Origin of the sequence: Kocuria rosea subsp. polaris (assembly GCF_001483755.1) — a bacterium.
Classification (GTDB): Bacteria; Actinomycetota; Actinomycetes; order Actinomycetales; family Micrococcaceae; genus Kocuria; species Kocuria cellulosilytica.
In genome coordinates this window covers 182,339-195,710 of sequence record NZ_LQBK01000006.1, presented here as the reverse complement: position 1 = coordinate 195,710, position 13,372 = coordinate 182,339, and the positions used below count along the sequence as shown (strand labels likewise).

Annotated in this window: 17 protein-coding genes; 3 read left to right on the top strand and 14 right to left on the bottom strand. The window is 74.9% G+C overall.

Features of this window, described 5'->3' with window-relative positions; translation table 11 throughout:
- Window positions 1–279: 279 nt before the first annotated feature.
- The gene (locus AVL61_RS06470) at window positions 280–660 is read left to right on the top strand and encodes a DUF4157 domain-containing protein (protein WP_157571313.1); all 381 of its coding nucleotides are present in this window, start codon (window positions 280–282) and stop codon (window positions 658–660) included.
- Between the two features lie 20 nt (window positions 661–680).
- Here AVL61_RS06470 and AVL61_RS06465 read toward each other — a convergent pair whose 3' ends face one another.
- The 6 genes from AVL61_RS06465 to AVL61_RS06440 all read right to left on the bottom strand — a co-directional run bounded on the left by AVL61_RS06465 (window position 681) and on the right by AVL61_RS06440 (window position 4,459).
- The gene (locus AVL61_RS06465; RefSeq protein WP_058873527.1) at window positions 681–1,133 is read right to left on the bottom strand and encodes a (deoxy)nucleoside triphosphate pyrophosphohydrolase; all 453 of its coding nucleotides are present in this window, start codon (window positions 1,131–1,133) and stop codon (window positions 681–683) included.
- A gap of 4 nt (window positions 1,134–1,137) precedes the next feature.
- Entirely contained in the window at window positions 1,138–2,046 is a 909-nt protein-coding gene (locus AVL61_RS06460) for a TrmH family RNA methyltransferase (RefSeq protein WP_058873526.1), read from the bottom strand.
- A 14-nt stretch (window positions 2,047–2,060) separates the two neighbouring features.
- A complete protein-coding gene (rplT, locus tag AVL61_RS06455; protein ID WP_058873525.1) occupies window positions 2,061–2,450 on the bottom strand; it encodes a 50S ribosomal protein L20 in 390 nt (129 codons plus the stop codon).
- 93 nt (window positions 2,451–2,543) lie between these two features.
- Window positions 2,544–2,738, bottom strand: coding sequence for a 50S ribosomal protein L35 (gene rpmI / locus AVL61_RS06450; protein WP_058873524.1), 195 nt, complete (start codon window positions 2,736–2,738; stop codon window positions 2,544–2,546).
- 156 nt (window positions 2,739–2,894) lie between these two features.
- On the bottom strand, window positions 2,895–3,797 hold the full coding sequence (gene infC, locus AVL61_RS06445; protein WP_231738307.1) for a translation initiation factor IF-3: 903 nt from the start codon (window positions 3,795–3,797) through the stop codon (window positions 2,895–2,897).
- A 365-nt stretch (window positions 3,798–4,162) separates the two neighbouring features.
- Window positions 4,163–4,459 (bottom strand): DUF503 domain-containing protein, encoded by a 297-nt coding sequence (locus AVL61_RS06440; RefSeq protein ID WP_058873522.1) that lies wholly within the window; start codon window positions 4,457–4,459, stop codon window positions 4,163–4,165.
- A gap of 105 nt (window positions 4,460–4,564) precedes the next feature.
- Between AVL61_RS06440 and AVL61_RS06435 the strand changes: the two genes are divergently transcribed.
- Window positions 4,565–4,975, top strand: a complete 411-nt coding sequence (locus AVL61_RS06435; protein WP_058873521.1) for a DUF1844 domain-containing protein — start codon at window positions 4,565–4,567, stop codon at window positions 4,973–4,975.
- 45 nt (window positions 4,976–5,020) lie between these two features.
- Here the strand turns inward: AVL61_RS06435 and AVL61_RS06430 are convergent, their stop codons facing one another.
- The 7 genes from AVL61_RS06430 to AVL61_RS06405 all read right to left on the bottom strand — a co-directional run bounded on the left by AVL61_RS06430 (window position 5,021) and on the right by AVL61_RS06405 (window position 10,013).
- Complete coding sequence (locus tag AVL61_RS06430) at window positions 5,021–5,875, bottom strand: SseB family protein (RefSeq protein ID WP_058873520.1); 855 nt, start codon at window positions 5,873–5,875, stop codon at window positions 5,021–5,023.
- Window positions 5,872–6,624, bottom strand: a complete 753-nt coding sequence (gene priA / locus AVL61_RS06425; protein WP_058873519.1) for a bifunctional 1-(5-phosphoribosyl)-5-((5-phosphoribosylamino)methylideneamino)imidazole-4-carboxamide isomerase/phosphoribosylanthranilate isomerase PriA — start codon at window positions 6,622–6,624, stop codon at window positions 5,872–5,874. The genes AVL61_RS06430 and priA overlap by 4 nt, the downstream gene beginning before the upstream one ends.
- Before the next feature lie 55 nt (window positions 6,625–6,679).
- Complete coding sequence (locus tag AVL61_RS18125) at window positions 6,680–6,841, bottom strand: hypothetical protein (RefSeq protein ID WP_197412654.1); 162 nt, start codon at window positions 6,839–6,841, stop codon at window positions 6,680–6,682.
- The gene (gene hisH, locus AVL61_RS06420; RefSeq protein ID WP_058873518.1) at window positions 6,838–7,605 is read right to left on the bottom strand and encodes an imidazole glycerol phosphate synthase subunit HisH; all 768 of its coding nucleotides are present in this window, start codon (window positions 7,603–7,605) and stop codon (window positions 6,838–6,840) included. The genes AVL61_RS18125 and hisH overlap by 4 nt, the downstream gene beginning before the upstream one ends.
- A complete protein-coding gene (gene hisB, locus AVL61_RS06415) occupies window positions 7,602–8,231 on the bottom strand; it encodes an imidazoleglycerol-phosphate dehydratase HisB (RefSeq protein ID WP_058873517.1) in 630 nt (209 codons plus the stop codon). Before hisB ends, hisH begins: the two co-directional genes overlap by 4 nt.
- A gap of 141 nt (window positions 8,232–8,372) precedes the next feature.
- The gene (locus tag AVL61_RS06410) at window positions 8,373–9,476 is read right to left on the bottom strand and encodes a histidinol-phosphate transaminase (RefSeq protein WP_058873516.1); all 1,104 of its coding nucleotides are present in this window, start codon (window positions 9,474–9,476) and stop codon (window positions 8,373–8,375) included.
- Between the two features lie 111 nt (window positions 9,477–9,587).
- Window positions 9,588–10,013, bottom strand: a complete 426-nt coding sequence (locus AVL61_RS06405) for a hypothetical protein (RefSeq protein WP_058873515.1) — start codon at window positions 10,011–10,013, stop codon at window positions 9,588–9,590.
- Window positions 10,014–10,353: 340 nt separating this feature from the next.
- On the opposite strand from AVL61_RS06405, the gene lexA reads away from it, so the two are divergent.
- Window positions 10,354–11,121, top strand: a complete 768-nt coding sequence (gene lexA / locus AVL61_RS06400) for a transcriptional repressor LexA (protein ID WP_058873514.1) — start codon at window positions 10,354–10,356, stop codon at window positions 11,119–11,121.
- A gap of 169 nt (window positions 11,122–11,290) precedes the next feature.
- On the opposite strand, the gene AVL61_RS06395 is transcribed toward lexA, so the two are convergent.
- Complete coding sequence (locus tag AVL61_RS06395) at window positions 11,291–13,369, bottom strand: ATP-dependent DNA helicase (protein WP_269433308.1); 2,079 nt, start codon at window positions 13,367–13,369, stop codon at window positions 11,291–11,293.
- Between the last annotated feature and the right edge of the window lie 3 nt (window positions 13,370–13,372).

The following is a 13,372-nucleotide window of genomic DNA, read 5'->3' as shown; positions in this document are numbered from 1 at the left end:
TCCGGGCGCGCGGGTCCACGGTGCGTGGAGCGCGTACCACGGGAAAGCCCGGATCGGCACGGATCGCGGGCGGGTCCCAGTCTATGGCACGTCCCCCGGGGCCCGCCCACCGCTGCCCGGGCTCGTCACGGCCCCTCCGGGCCCGGGAGGACCGCCCCGCCGGTCCCGGAGGAAGTCCGCCCCGGGACCCCGATCCGGGCGGGGCGCGCCGGGCGGGCCTAGGCTGGTGCCATGAACCCCGGTCCGAGCCGCGCAGCACGCCTGCGGCAGGTGTGGAACATGATGAACCTGTCCACGCCGCTGGGTCTGCTGGTCGCCGCGGCCACGCGCACGCCGGTGGTCCGCGGGCCCGAGGGGCTGCTCCTGGGGTTCGGCTACCGGCCGCGGCTGCCGCGGGCCGGGGCCTTCACCGTGGGCAACGTCGTCCTGTTCCGGGCCGGGATCGGCGACGTCGCGGCCCGTCCCCGGCTCCTGGCCCACGAGTCGCGGCACGCGAGCCAGTGGGCCAAGTGCCTGGGGCTGCCGTTCCTGCCGGTCTACCTCGTGGCCGCGGGGTGGTCCATGCTGCGCTGCGGGCACCCCGCGCTGCACAATCCCTTCGAGGTGCGCGCCGGCCTCGCCGACGGCGGCTACCGCCCGCCGCGATCCCCCGGGCCGTGACTGACCACGGGATCCCGTGGTCAGTCGGCGAGGTGGTCCAGCAGGGCGTGGACGATGGGCAGGTCCGCCGGGATCCAGGGGAGCTCGAGCGCGGCGGCGGGGTCGGCCAGCGGGAGCCAGCGCACGGCCAGGTGGTCCTCCCCGACCACGGGCCGGGGGTCGCCGCCGGCGGCCACGGCCGTCCAGACCCGCATCGCCGCGGTGTCCTTGAGCGGCCAGCCCTGGGCGTGCGGTCCGCGCACCTCCGCGAGCAGCCGGACGTGCACGCCGAGCTCCTCGGCGCACTCCCGCACCAGGGCCTGCTCGCAGCTCTCGCCCGGCTCCTGCTTGCCGCCGGGGAACTCCCAGAGGCCCCGCAGGGCCTCGGGATAGGCCCGCTGCGCGGCGAGGAAGCCCGTGGGCCGCTCGGCGTCGTCGAGGAGGGCGGCACCCACCACCTGGGTGCGGTAGACGGCGGGCAGCGGCGCGCTCATCGGCTCACCGCCCGGCCCCGGGGCGTCGCTGGGCGCGGGCCGAGGCGTAGAGGCACACGGTGGCGGCGGTGCCCACGTTGAGGGACTCCGCCCGCCCGTGCACCGGCACGGCCACCCGGTGGTCGGCCAGCGCCTTCTCCTCCTCGGAGAGGCCCCGGGCCTCGTTGCCGAACAGCCACACGGTGGGCCGGGCCAGGTCGTAGCCGGAGTCGTCGGACGGGACTCCGGCGGCGCGGGCGGCGGAGGCGTCCTGGAGCCGGTCGAGGTCGACGTCCCCGTGGCCGTCGGCGGCCAGCACGCCGCAGCCGGCGGCGCGGGCGGCGTCGAGCAGCGCGGGCAGGTCGGCACCGACGACCACGGGCAGGTGGAAGAGGGAGCCGGCGGTCGAGCGCACGGTCTTGGGGTTGTAGACGTCCACGCTGCCGGTGGTGAGCACCACCGCGTCCGCGCCGGCGGCGTCCGCCGCGCGCAGCACGGTGCCGGCGTTTCCGGGGTCCTGGATACGGGCCAGCACGGCCACGAGCCGCGGCCGGGCAGCGAGCACCGCCCCCAGGTCCGTGTCGAGGGGTCGGCACACGACGACGACGCCCTGCGGGGTCACCGCGTCGCTCATGGCGGCCAGCACCTCACGGGTCACGAGGCGGACGAACACGGAGCGGTCCTCGGCCACCCGCTCGAGGAGGGCGGCGATGTCCGGGTGGCGGTCCAGGGCGTCCTCGGTGACGTAGACGGCGTCCGCGCACGGGGACTCCAGGTGCCGGGCGAGGGCCTCCCGGGCGTTCTGCGGGCCCTCGGCGAGGAACAGCCCGCGCTTGGCACGCGCGGAGCGCCCGGCCAGTCCCGCGACGTCCCTGACCCGATCGGCTCGGGGGTTGGACATCGGCTGGGCGGCCAGGCGCTCCGTGAGGTTCACTGCTCCGACTGGGCTCAGGCGGCGGCTTCGCGCGGCGCGGAGGTGTCCTCGGGCAGCGCGTTCTTGGCGATCTCGACGAGGCCGGCGAACGCCTTCTCGTCGTTGACGGCCAGCTCGGCCAGCATGCGGCGGTCGACCTCCACCTCGGCGGCCTTGAGGCCCTGGATGAAGCGGTTGTAGGTCAGGCCGTTGGCGCGGGCCGCGGCGTTGATGCGCTGGATCCACAGCCGGCGGAAGTCGCCCTTGCGCTTGCGGCGGTCGTTGTAGCTGTAGACGAACGAGTGGGTGACCTGCTCCTTCGCCTTGCGGTACAGGCGCGAGCGCTGGCCGCGGTAGCCGGAGGCCTGCTCGAGGATCTCCCGGCGCTTCTTGTGGGCGTTGACCGCCCGCTTCACACGTGCCACGTGTGTACTCCTTCGCTTCGGTCCCGGCCGGTCGGCCGGGAGGTCAAATCTGTGGGGGCGGGGAGGCTGGCTCCCCTGCGGATGCGGTGGGGACTACTTGCCCAGCATCTTCTTGATGACCTTGGCGTCGCCGGGGGCCACGATCTGGTCGGAGGCCAGGCGGCGGGTCAGCCGGGAGGACTTGTGCTCCAGGTAGTGGCGGCGGTTGGCCTGCTGGCGCTTCACCTTGCCGCTGCCGGTGAGCTTGAAGCGCTTCTTCGCCCCGCTGTGGGTCTTCATCTTCGGCATCTGGGCCGCTCTCCTTGCGATTCTTCCGGTGGTGGCCACCGGAGGGCACGGCGACGTCCGCCGCACCTCCACGGTGCCCCCGGGCGCAGCCGGTCCCGGCTGCGCCCGCGGGGCGCTGTCAGTTCTGCTCCGCTCGCGCGGAAGGTCGTGCGCCGCTCAGGCCTGGGGCCCGGGCTTGGCACCCGGCTTGGGGCCGGGCCGGGGGGCCTTCGGCGCCGCGGCCGGAGCCTTCGGCGCCGGGGCCTGGGGCGCCGGCGGCTTCGGGGCCGCCTGCGGCGCCGGGGTCTCGACGACCTCGGGCTCCGGGGCCTCGGCGGCCGCAGGCGCCTCGACGGCCTCGGGGGCGGCGGGCTGCGCCGTCTCCGGGGCCGGCTGCTGGGCCTCGGGCGCCGGCTGCTGCACCGGCTCCTCGGTCCGGCCGGCCTGCTCGCGCAGCTCGGCCGGGAAGGAGTCCCCGATCGTCTGGGTCACGGGCGCCGCGGAGGACGTGTCGACCTTGTCCTTCGCCTTGCGCTCGTTCTCGGCCTTCGCCTCGTCGCGCTGCTTCTGGCGGCGCGCCTCGGCCTTGGCCTCGGCCTTGTTCTTCAGCGGGCCCACGACCATCACCATGTTGCGGCCGTCGACCCGGGGGCTCGACTCGACCGCGCCGACCTCGGCGACGTCGTTCGCGAAGCGCTCGAGCAGGCGGACGCCCATCTCGGGGCGCTGCTGCTCGCGTCCGCGGAACTGGATCATGGCCTTGACCTTGTCACCGGCCCCGAGGAACCGCTTGGCGTGGCCGACCTTGGTCTCGTAGTCGTGGGTGTCGATCTTGAGCCGGAACCGGACCTCCTTGAGGACCGTGTTCGTCTGGTTCTTGCGCGACTCCCGGGCCTTGACCGCGGCCTCGTACTTGTACTTGCCGAAGTCCATGAGCTTGGCCACCGGCGGCTTGGCGTTGGGCGCCACCTCGACCAGATCGAGATCCGATTCGCGGGCCAGCCTCAGTGCGTCCTCGACGCGGACGATGCCGACCTGCTCGCCTGCGGGTCCGACGAGACGGACTTCGGGGACTCGGATTCTGTCATTGATACGTGGATCGCTAATGCCGTGCTCCTGATGTCTGGCGTGATCGCCCGGAGGTTTCCGGGGACCTCATGGTTCGGTCCGGTCCGCAACGACAAAAGCCCCCGCTGCGGTCGGCAAGCGGAGGCTCATCGGTGCGCCGCCCGAGGGTGGCGCATTGCGTGACGGTGCGGACGAGGGATGCCCCGGCCGTGCCGTCGTGCGGACGATGTCGTCGCGGACCCGGCGGCCGTGCTCCGGTCCTCCGAGAGGCTCGCAGGACCGTGGCCGGCGCGGGTGGGAGTCTCCTCCACTTGCACACTGCCGACCAGTCTAGCCCATGGGCCGCCGGTTCGGGAAACGACGGCCGCGCCGGCGTCTCACTCGTCCTCGGTGCTGTGCAGGGCCCGGCGGGCCGAGAGCAGCTCCGTCTCCGGCCGGGCGGCGACGAAGCGCTCGACCTCGTCGAGGACCTCGACGAGACGGGCGGCGTCCGCGGCGACCACGGCGGTGCCCACGAGGGCGCGCCGGTGGAGCTCGAGGTGGCCGACCTCGGCGGCGGTCACCGGGAACCGGCGGCGCAGCTCCGCCACGAGGGGCCGCACCACGGAACGCTTGGCCTTGAGGGAGTGGACGTCCCCCAGGAGCACGTCGAACTCGATCCACCCGATCCACACGGTGCTCCGCCTCCTTCCGGCCGGCGCCCGGCCTCCCCTGCAGGATAGTGCGCAGGGCCGCTGGGACGGTCCGGGCGGCGACCGGCGGTGTGGCAGAGTTGGGCCATGACTTCCGAGAACACCTTCCGCTTCGACGACGACGCCGCACGGTCCGGCCAGGAGATCCCGCAGGAGACGGTCAGCGCCGTCGACGAGCAGATGCGCGACATCGCGGAGGTCCCCGCCATCGAGGTCATCACCACCGCGGCCGTGCACCTCATGAGCGCGGCCGCCGTGAAGTGCGGGCTCGCCGCCGGCGAGGACGCCGAGGAGCTCAAGGACCTCGACGAGGCGCGCAAGCTCATCACCGCGCTGGCCGGTTTCGTCACCGCCGCGGCGCCGGAGATCGGCTCGCAGCACGCCGCTCCCCTGCGCGACGGCCTGCGCACCCTCCAGCTCGCGTTCCGCGAGGCCTCGCGCTTCCCGGACGCCCCCGGCCAGGGGCCCGGCGAGCGGTTCACCGGCCCGGTCAGCTGAGCACCGCCGCCTCCGTCCGTCGCGGGCTGGTCCGGGCTTCCCGGGTCAGCCCGCCGTCGTGAGGCGCAGCTGCATCGAGTCGACGTCCTCGGCGAGGGCCGGCTCGACGCTCAGCCGGGCCTGGAACCGGGCGACGACGTCGTCCAGCTGCCCCTGGTCGAGCCCGGCCTGCAGGGACAGCACGACGGCGAGCTCGGGGCCGGCCCCGCCGCCCCGGACGAGCGTCCCGTCCGCGGCGCGCACGGCCACGCCGTCGCCGGGGGCGGTCCCCACCCCGACGAGCCCGGGCAGGCCGGTGGCGCAGCGCCGGACCGCCGCCTCGACGTCCGGGCTGCGGTAGGAGGGGGTCCAGGCCCTGCCCCGGGCCAGCGCCCAGAGGGCCGGGCGGCGCACCACGAACGGGAGGTCGGTGCCGGGGTCGAGCACCAGCAGCTGGGTGCCGTCCTTGACCGCGGCCACGGCGGCCCGGCGGAGGTCCGTGGCCACCGGCCGCGCCCGGGCGTGCCAGTCCGCGAGCGCCGCCGTGGAGCTGAAGACCGGCAGCACCTGCCGGCCGTCCGCGGCCCGCAGGGACACGAGCGCCATGTCGGCCTCCTTGTCGGCCACGAGACCGGCCTCCGTCACGGTCGAGGACGAGACCTCGGCCACGACGGGCACGAACACGCGGGTGCCGGCGAGCGCGGCGACCACGGCGGACTCGTCCCCGGTGCCCGCCCGCAGGGCCCGGAGGGCCTGCAGCACGGCGGGGGCGGCGGCGCCGTCGTCCGCGGGGAACCGGTGGGTGTGGCTGGTGCCCTCCCCCAGGTTGCGCCCGGCCCAGGCCTGGCCGCCGGTGTCCTCGGTGCCGCCGGCGCCCGCGAGCTGGGCGGCGATGTGCTCCGGCAGGGGCCGCTCCGTCACCGCGCTCCCGGCCGGCCCGCCACGTCGAGGGCCTCCTCGAGGGTGAACCGGCCAGCATAGAGGGCCTTGCCCACGATCGCGCCCTCGACGCCCGAGGGCACGAGCGTCCGCAGGGCGGAGAGGTCGTCGAGGGAGGAGATCCCGCCCGAGGCGACCACGGGCTTGTCGGTGCGGGTCGCGACCTCCTTCAGGAGCTCGAGGTTGGGGCCCTTGAGAGTGCCGTCCTTGGTGACGTCGGTGACCACGTAGCGGGCGCAGCCGTGGTCCTCGAGGCGGTCCAGGACCTCCCAGAGGTCCCCGCCCTCCTCGGTCCAGCCGCGGGCGGCGAGGACGGTGCCGCGCACGTCGAGGCCCACCGCGATGACGTCGCCGTGCTCGGCGATGACCTTCTGCGTCCACTCCGGGTTCTCGAGGGCCGCGGTGCCCAGGTTGATCCGGGCGGGGTCCAGGGACAGCGCCCGCTCCAGGGACGCGTCGTCCCGGATGCCGCCGGACATCTCGACCTTCAGCTCGAGCTCGGCGGCGACACGGCGGAGCACGTCGATGTTGTCGCCGCGGCCGAAGGCGGCGTCGAGGTCCACGAGGTGGATCCACTCGGCGCCGGCCTCCTGCCAGGCGAGGGCGGCCTCCAGCGGGTCGCCGTAGCCGGTCTCGGAGCCGGCCTCGCCCTGGACCAGGCGCACGGCCTGGCCGTCCGCGACGTCGACGGCGGGCAGCAGCTGGAGGCGGGGGGTCTCGCTCAGGGGCATGGGATCTCTCTTCTCGGGTTGCGGGGTCTCGGACGGACGGGCGGACGGGACGTGCTCAGCGGCCCTGGAACCAGGCGTACCCGCCGTAGCCGATGAGGGCCGCCGCGACGGCGGCCAGGAGCACGACCGTCCAGACGGGCTTCTGCTGCTGCTGGAAGGAGATGGCCCCGCCGGCGAGGAACGCGCCGAGGACCATCACGAGGACGGCGGCGCTCACGCCGCGCCGTCCCCGGCCTCCAGGGTCGGCCGGCCGGCCAGGGTGTCCCCGCCCAGGGGGTCACCGGCCTTCAGGTGGTCCAGGCGTCCCGTGCGCGGCAGCGTGCCGAGCCAGTTGCGCAGGAGCTGGATGCCGGCCTCGGAGGACTTCTCCGGGTGGAACTGGGTGGCGCACAGCGGCCCGTTCTCCACGGCCGCGACGAAGCGGCCCCCGTGGTCGGACCAGGTGACCTGCGGCGCCCGCATCTTCTCGATGTTCTGCGGGAAGTCCCACTCCTGCACCCCGTAGGAGTGCACGAAGTAGAACCGCTGGTCCTCGATCCCCCGGAACAGCACCGAGTCCTCGGGCGGCTCGACCGTGTTCCAGCCCATGTGCGGGACCACGTCGGCCTTCAGCCGTTCGACGACGCCGGGCCACTCGCCCATGCCCTCGGTCTCCTGGCCGTGCTCCACGCCGGAGTCGAAGAGGACCTGCAGCCCCACGCAGATGCCCAGCACGGGGCGGCCGCCGGCGAGGCGGCGGCCGATGAGGCGCAGGCCGTCCACGGAGCGCAGTCCTTCCATGACGGCGGCGAACGCGCCGACGCCGGGGACCACGAGGCCGTCGGCGTCGAGCACCGCCTCGGGGTCGGCGCTGAGCACCACGTCCGCGCCGGCCGCCTCGAGGGCGCGCACGGCCGAGCGCACGTTGCCCGCGCCGTAGTCGAGGACGGTGACGGTGGGCCGGGAGCCGCCGGGGCCCGTGGTGCTGTCCTCGGTGCTCACAGGGCTCCCTTCGTGGACGGGATGCCGTGCACCCGGGGGTCGGGCTCCACGGCTTGGCGGAGGGCTCGGGCCACGGCCTTGAATTGGGCCTCGGCGATGTGGTGCGGGTCCCGGCCGGCCAGCAGCGTGACGTGCAGGCAGATCCCGGCGTGGTGGGCCAGGGACTCGAAGACGTGCTGGACCATGGAGCCGGTGAAGTGCCCGCCGATGAGGTGGTACTGCTGGCCCTCGGGCTCGCCCGTGTGCACCACGTAGGGCCGCCCGGAGATGTCGACCACGGCGTGGGCCAGGGCCTCGTCCAGCGGGACCGTCGCCTCGCCGAAGCGGCGGATCCCGGCCTTCTCGCCCAGCGCCTGGCGCAGGGCGTCCCCGAGGACGATCGCGGTGTCCTCGACGGTGTGGTGGACGTCGATGTGGGTGTCGCCGGTGGACCGGATCCGCATGTCGATCAGGGAGTGCTTCGACAGCGCGGTCAGCATGTGGTCGTAGAACGGCACGGAGGTGTCGATGTCGTTCTCGCCGGTGCCGTCGAGGTCGATCTCGACGGACACCGATGACTCGCTCGTGCGCCGGTCCAGGGCCGCGCGGCGGGGCGCGCGGGCGCCGGTGGGGGTCTGCTCGCTCATTTCGGTGGGAACTCCTCGCGGACGCGGCGCCGCCCTCGGCGGGCCGCGGATGGTCCGGGCCGGGCCGCGGGCGGCGGCTCGGGCCCAGGGGTGGTCTGCTTCCATGCTATCCGGGCCGGGGCACGCCCCGGCCCGGGCTGCTCAGGCGCCGGAGAGGATCCGCTCCAGGCTGGTCAGGAACGCGGTGGTCTCCGCCTCGGTGCCGGCCGTGACCCGCAGGTGGCCGGGGATCCCGACGTCCCGCACGAGCACCCCGTCCTCGAGCAGCGCCTCCCACATGCCCCGGGAGTCGGCCATGCCGCCGAAGAACACGAAGTTCGAGTCCGACGCGGCGGGCTCGAGCCCGAGCCGGGTCAGCCCCTCGACGATCCGGTCGCGCTGGACCTTGATGTCCTCGACGTTGGCCAGCAGCGACCCCGAGTGGCGCAGCGCCGCGAGGGCCGTGGCCTGGGTGACGGCCGAGAGGTGGTAGGGAAGCCGGACGAGACGCACGGCGTCGGCGACCTCCGGCGCGGCCGCGAAGTAGCCCAGGCGGGCGCCGGCGAGCGCGAACGCCTTGCTCATGGTGCGGGAGACGATCAGGCGGGGCCGGCCCTCGAGCAGGGTGAGCGCGGTGGGGGTGCCGCCGTGCGAGAACTCGGCGTAGGCCTCGTCCACCACCACGACCGTGCGGAACTCCTCGCCCGCCTCATACACCGCGGTCACCACGTCCGCGCCCAGCGCCGTGCCCGTCGGGTTGTTGGGCGAGCACAGGAAGACGACGTCCGGCCGGTGCCGGCGCACCTGCTCGGCCGCGGACTCCGGGGACAGCCCGAAGTCCGCCGCCCGCTCCCCCGCGACGAAGGCGGTGTGCGTCCCGGAGGCCAGGAGCGGGTACATCGAGTAGGTGGGGACGAAGGTGAGCAGGGTGCGGCCGGGGCCGCCGAAGGCCTGCAGGATCTGCTGCAGGATCTCGTTGGAGCCGTTGGCCGCCCACAGGTTCTCGGCCCCGAGCCCGTGGCCGAGGTACGCGGCGAGCTCCTCGCGCAGGGCGGTGAACTCGCGGTCGGGGTACCGGTTGAGGGCCCAGGCCGCCCCGGTGACCTCCTCGACGATCGCCGCGTGCACGTCCGCGGGGACCGGATGGGTGTTCTCATTGGTGTTGAGCGCCACGGCGACGTCGAGCTGCGGGGCGCCGTACGGCGTCCTGCCGCGCAGGTCGTCGCGGAGCGGGAGGGCGTTGAGTCGGTCCAGGTTCTGCGTCACCCGGACAGTTTAGTGCTCCGCCCGGACCCTCCGGCCCAGGAGCCGGTCACGGGCCCAGGGCTCCCGCGGCGGCTCGGGGCCACCCGCGGCCGGCCGGACCGGGCGGGCGGCTCAGGCGGCCGGGACCTCGAGCAGCTGGCCGGCCACGAGCACGGAGCTGTCCAGGTCGTTGAGCTCCACGATCTCGTCCATGACCTCCCGCGGGTCCCGGTCCGGGTCCGCGGTCACGGCGAGCTCCCACAGGCTCTGCCCGGGGAACACGGTGGCCTGCTCCGTCCCGGGGCCCGGGACGGGCTCGCTCGTGGCCGTGGCCGTCGAGGGGACGAGGAAGATCACCGCCAGCACCACGAGGGCGGCGGAGCCGGCGAGGACGGGCAGGCCCAGGAACACCAGGCGGCCGCGGCGGGTCAGGGTCAGCGGGGTGCGGGAGCCGGAGCCTGCGGGGCGGGCCCGCCGGGCCGCACGGCCGAGGCCGCCCGCCGCCGCGGTTCCGCGGCGGCGCTCGACGACGGCGCTGAGGGTGGCACTGGCACTCATGACATGAACTCCTTGACGTTCCCGCACGGGCGGGCGATCTCGAACACCGGTCCGGTCGACGGCCCGTGCGGGCCTTCATTCGATCGAACATACTTTCGAATACCGATGACCCATGTCTAGCACGTGCCTGCGAACGCTGTCGACACCGGCTCGTACATATGTTTGAACACCCACGGCGTGTCGCCTAGGCTGAGGACGTGTTCGGGCCTCGGGCCGGCGCGCGCTGCGGACCCCCTGCGCGTGCCGACCGGGACTTATCGAACCACCCGGGTCCGACATCGGAACCGGGACCGTGAGGACCGGCGGCACCGGCAGCCGGACGGGAAAGGACGACGCTCCCATGGCCCAGCCCCCCACCCCCGAGGAGCCCCGCGCCCGGGGCGCCCGCCCCGGGGCGCGCTCGCGCAGCCGCGGGCTCAGCGTGCGCCAGCGCACGATCCTCGAGGCCATCCAGCGCTCCATCGCCGAGCACGGCTATCCGCCGTCCATGCGGGAGATCGGCGACCTCGTGGGCCTGGCCTCGCTCTCGAGCGTCACCCACCAGCTCTCCCAGCTCGAGAAGCTGGGCTACCTGCGCCGCGACCCCAAGCGGCCCCGGGCCATGGAGGTGCTCACGCCGCTGCAGCTGCGCGGGACCGCCGGCGCGGAGGCCCCCGAGCCGCCGGCCGAGACCGCGGCGGCGCCCGCCGGCCACGCGGTCCACGATCCCGTGGCCGAGCTGTCCACCTCGGCCGACGTGACAATGGTCCCGCTGGTCGGCCACATCGCCGCCGGCGGGCCGATCACGGCCGAGCAGGCCGTCGAGGACGTCCTCGCGCTGCCCCGCCAGCTGGTCGGGCACGGCGAGCTGTTCATGCTGCGCGTCAAGGGCGACTCGATGATCGACGCCGCGATCTGCGACGGCGACTGGGTGGTGGTGCGGCGGCAGAGCGCCGCCGACAACGGGGACATCGTGGCGGCCCTGCTCGACGACGAGGCCACGGTCAAGACCTTCCGCCAGCGGGACGGCCACACGTGGCTGCTGCCGCAGAACACCCGCTACGAACCGATCCTCGGCGACCACGCCACCGTGATGGGCAAGGTCGTCTCGGTGCTGCGCAGCCTCTGAGCCGCCGCGCTCCCCGGTGACCGGGCCCCCGCCGCCGGCGGGGGCCCGGTCTCGTGCGGCCCGGCGTCGTACGGTTCCCTGTCGAACGCGCCGGCCGGGCCCGGCCGGTTCGCACCCCGCCCGCACGGACGTCCGGGCGGGGGCGGCACCGGGTCGGCGCCGGGCCTGCTCAGCCCGTGGCGAGCCGCTGCAGGGCCCCGAGCACCACCGAGCGGTCCGTGGTGGTCCACAGGGGCGGCAGGGACCCGCGGAGGAAGCCGCCGTAGCGGGCGGTCGCGATCCGCGAGTCCAGGATCGCCACGACGCCCCGGTCCCCGCCCGAGCGGATGAGCCGCCCGGTCCCCTGGGCGAGCCGCACGGCCGCGTGCGTCGCGGAGACGGACATGAAGCCGTTGCCGCCGGCCCGCTCCGCGGCGCGGCTGCGGGCGCTCGCCAGGGGGTCGTCCGGGCGGGGGAAGGGGATCCGGTCGATCATCACGAGCCGGCAGGAGGCCCCCGGGACGTCCACGCCCTGCCACAGGCTCATCGTGCCGAACAGGCTCGTGGAAGGGTCGTCGGTGAACTCCTGGACGAGGCCCGCGAGCGAGGACTCCCCCTGGCACAGGATCGGCAGGTCGGTGCGCGCGCGCAGGGCCTCGGCCGCCTCCTCCGCGGCCCGGCGGGAGGAGAAGAGCCCGAGGGCCCCGCCCCGGGAGGCCTCCAGCAGCGCCAGCATCTCGTCCAGCTGGGCCTCCGTGAGCCGGCGGCCGGGCTTCTCCAGGTGCTTGGCGAGGTACAGGATGCCCTGTCTCGGGTAGTCGAACGGGCTGCCGACGTCCACGCCCTCCCAGCGCGGGGCGCCCTCGCCGCGCAGGCCCAGGGCACCCGCGGCGGAGTCGAAGGACGAGCCGACGGACAGGGTCGCCGAGGTGAGGACCACGGTGCGCCCGTCGAAGAGCCCCTCCCGCAGGGTGCCGGCCACGCTGAGCGGCGCCACGTGCAGGGTCGCCGGATCGGTGTCCTCGGCGGGCACGTAGCCGCGGCCGGGCTCCCAGCCGCCCTGCCGGGAGATCCACAGCACCTCGCGGTGCTCCTCGGCGGCGAGGATCCGCTCGGCGAGGTCGAGGACGTCGCTGACCCGGGAGCGGGCCAGCTGCCGGCCGGCGTCCCCGTCCTTCTCCCCCGCACCGGCCTTCGACTCGGTCATCACGGTGCGGGCGGCGTCCCGGATCTGGGCCACGGCCGCCGCCTGGACGTCCCCGAGGCCCCGGTGCAGCAGCTCGGCCGCAGCGCCCGTCAGGGCGGCCTCCAGGTTGGCGGCCCCGGCCGTGAGGGAGTCGGCGCTCGCGGAGGTGTGCTTGCGCACGGACGCGGCGGCCGAGCGCACCATGGCCGCGGAGAGCTGGCCGGTGACCGCACCCGTCACCCGGTCCTGGAGCTCGTGGGCCTCGTCGATGACCACGACATCGTGCTCGGGCAGCACGGTGATCCCCTCGAACGCGTTGATCGCGAGCAGGGCGTGGTTGGTGATGACGATGTCGGCCTCGCCGGCCCGCTGCTTGGCGAGCTCGGCGAAGCAGTCCTCGACCAGGGGGCAGCTGCGGCCCAGGCACTCCTTGGCGGTGACGGACACCTGGCGCCAGGCGCGGTCGCTGACACCGGGGAGCACCTCGTCCCGGTCCCCGGTCCCGGTGTCCCGGGCCCACTCCCGCAGGCGCTGGACCTCCTGGCCCAGCCGCCCGGGCTGCTCGGCGGCCTCCGGCTGCGGCGCACCGGGGTGCGGGGCGGCGTCGGGCAGGGCGAACAGCGCGCCGGGGTCGTCGTCGGACGGATAGCCGCCCTCGATCTTGTGCAGGCACGCGTAGTTGCTGCGGCCCTTGAGCAGGGCCACGTCCACGTCGCGCTCGAGCTCGCCCTCGAGGGCGGCCAGCAGCCGGGGCACGTCCCGGCCCACGATCTGCGACTGCAGCGCGAGCGTCGCCGTGGCCACGACCACGGGCTTGTCCGCGTGCTGGGCGTGCTCGACGAGCGGTGCCAGGTACGCGAGGGACTTCCCCGTGCCGGTCCCCGCCTGGACCAGCAGGTGCCGGCCGCGGTCCAGGGCCTCGGCGACCTTCGCGGTCATCAGCCGCTGGCCGTCCCGGACCTGCCCGCCCATCGCGGTGACGGCGGTGTCCAGCAGGGCCAGGGCGTCCTTCGCCCCGGGCAGGGTCTCGGGGCGCACGTCCGGGACGGCGTGCCCGGACTCCTCCACGGATGCGGCGGCCACGCG

What these genes read in the sequence shown, in the direction of transcription:
- AVL61_RS06470 (WP_157571313.1), top strand. Translation starts at nt 280, where the DNA reads ATGATGAACCTGTCCACGCCGCTGGGTCTGCTGGTCGCCGCGGCCACG.
- AVL61_RS06465 (WP_058873527.1), bottom strand. Translation starts at nt 1,133, where the DNA reads ATGAGCGCGCCGCTGCCCGCCGTCTACCGCACCCAGGTGGTGGGTGCC.
- rpmI (WP_058873524.1), bottom strand. Translation starts at nt 2,738, where the DNA reads ATGCCGAAGATGAAGACCCACAGCGGGGCGAAGAAGCGCTTCAAGCTC.
- AVL61_RS06435 (WP_058873521.1), top strand. Translation starts at nt 4,565, where the DNA reads ATGACTTCCGAGAACACCTTCCGCTTCGACGACGACGCCGCACGGTCC.
- priA (WP_058873519.1), bottom strand. Translation starts at nt 6,624, where the DNA reads ATGCCCCTGAGCGAGACCCCCCGCCTCCAGCTGCTGCCCGCCGTCGAC.
- hisB (WP_058873517.1), bottom strand. Translation starts at nt 8,231, where the DNA reads ATGAGCGAGCAGACCCCCACCGGCGCCCGCGCGCCCCGCCGCGCGGCC.
- AVL61_RS06405 (WP_058873515.1), bottom strand. Translation starts at nt 10,013, where the DNA reads ATGAGTGCCAGTGCCACCCTCAGCGCCGTCGTCGAGCGCCGCCGCGGA.
- lexA (WP_058873514.1), top strand. Translation starts at nt 10,354, where the DNA reads ATGGCCCAGCCCCCCACCCCCGAGGAGCCCCGCGCCCGGGGCGCCCGC.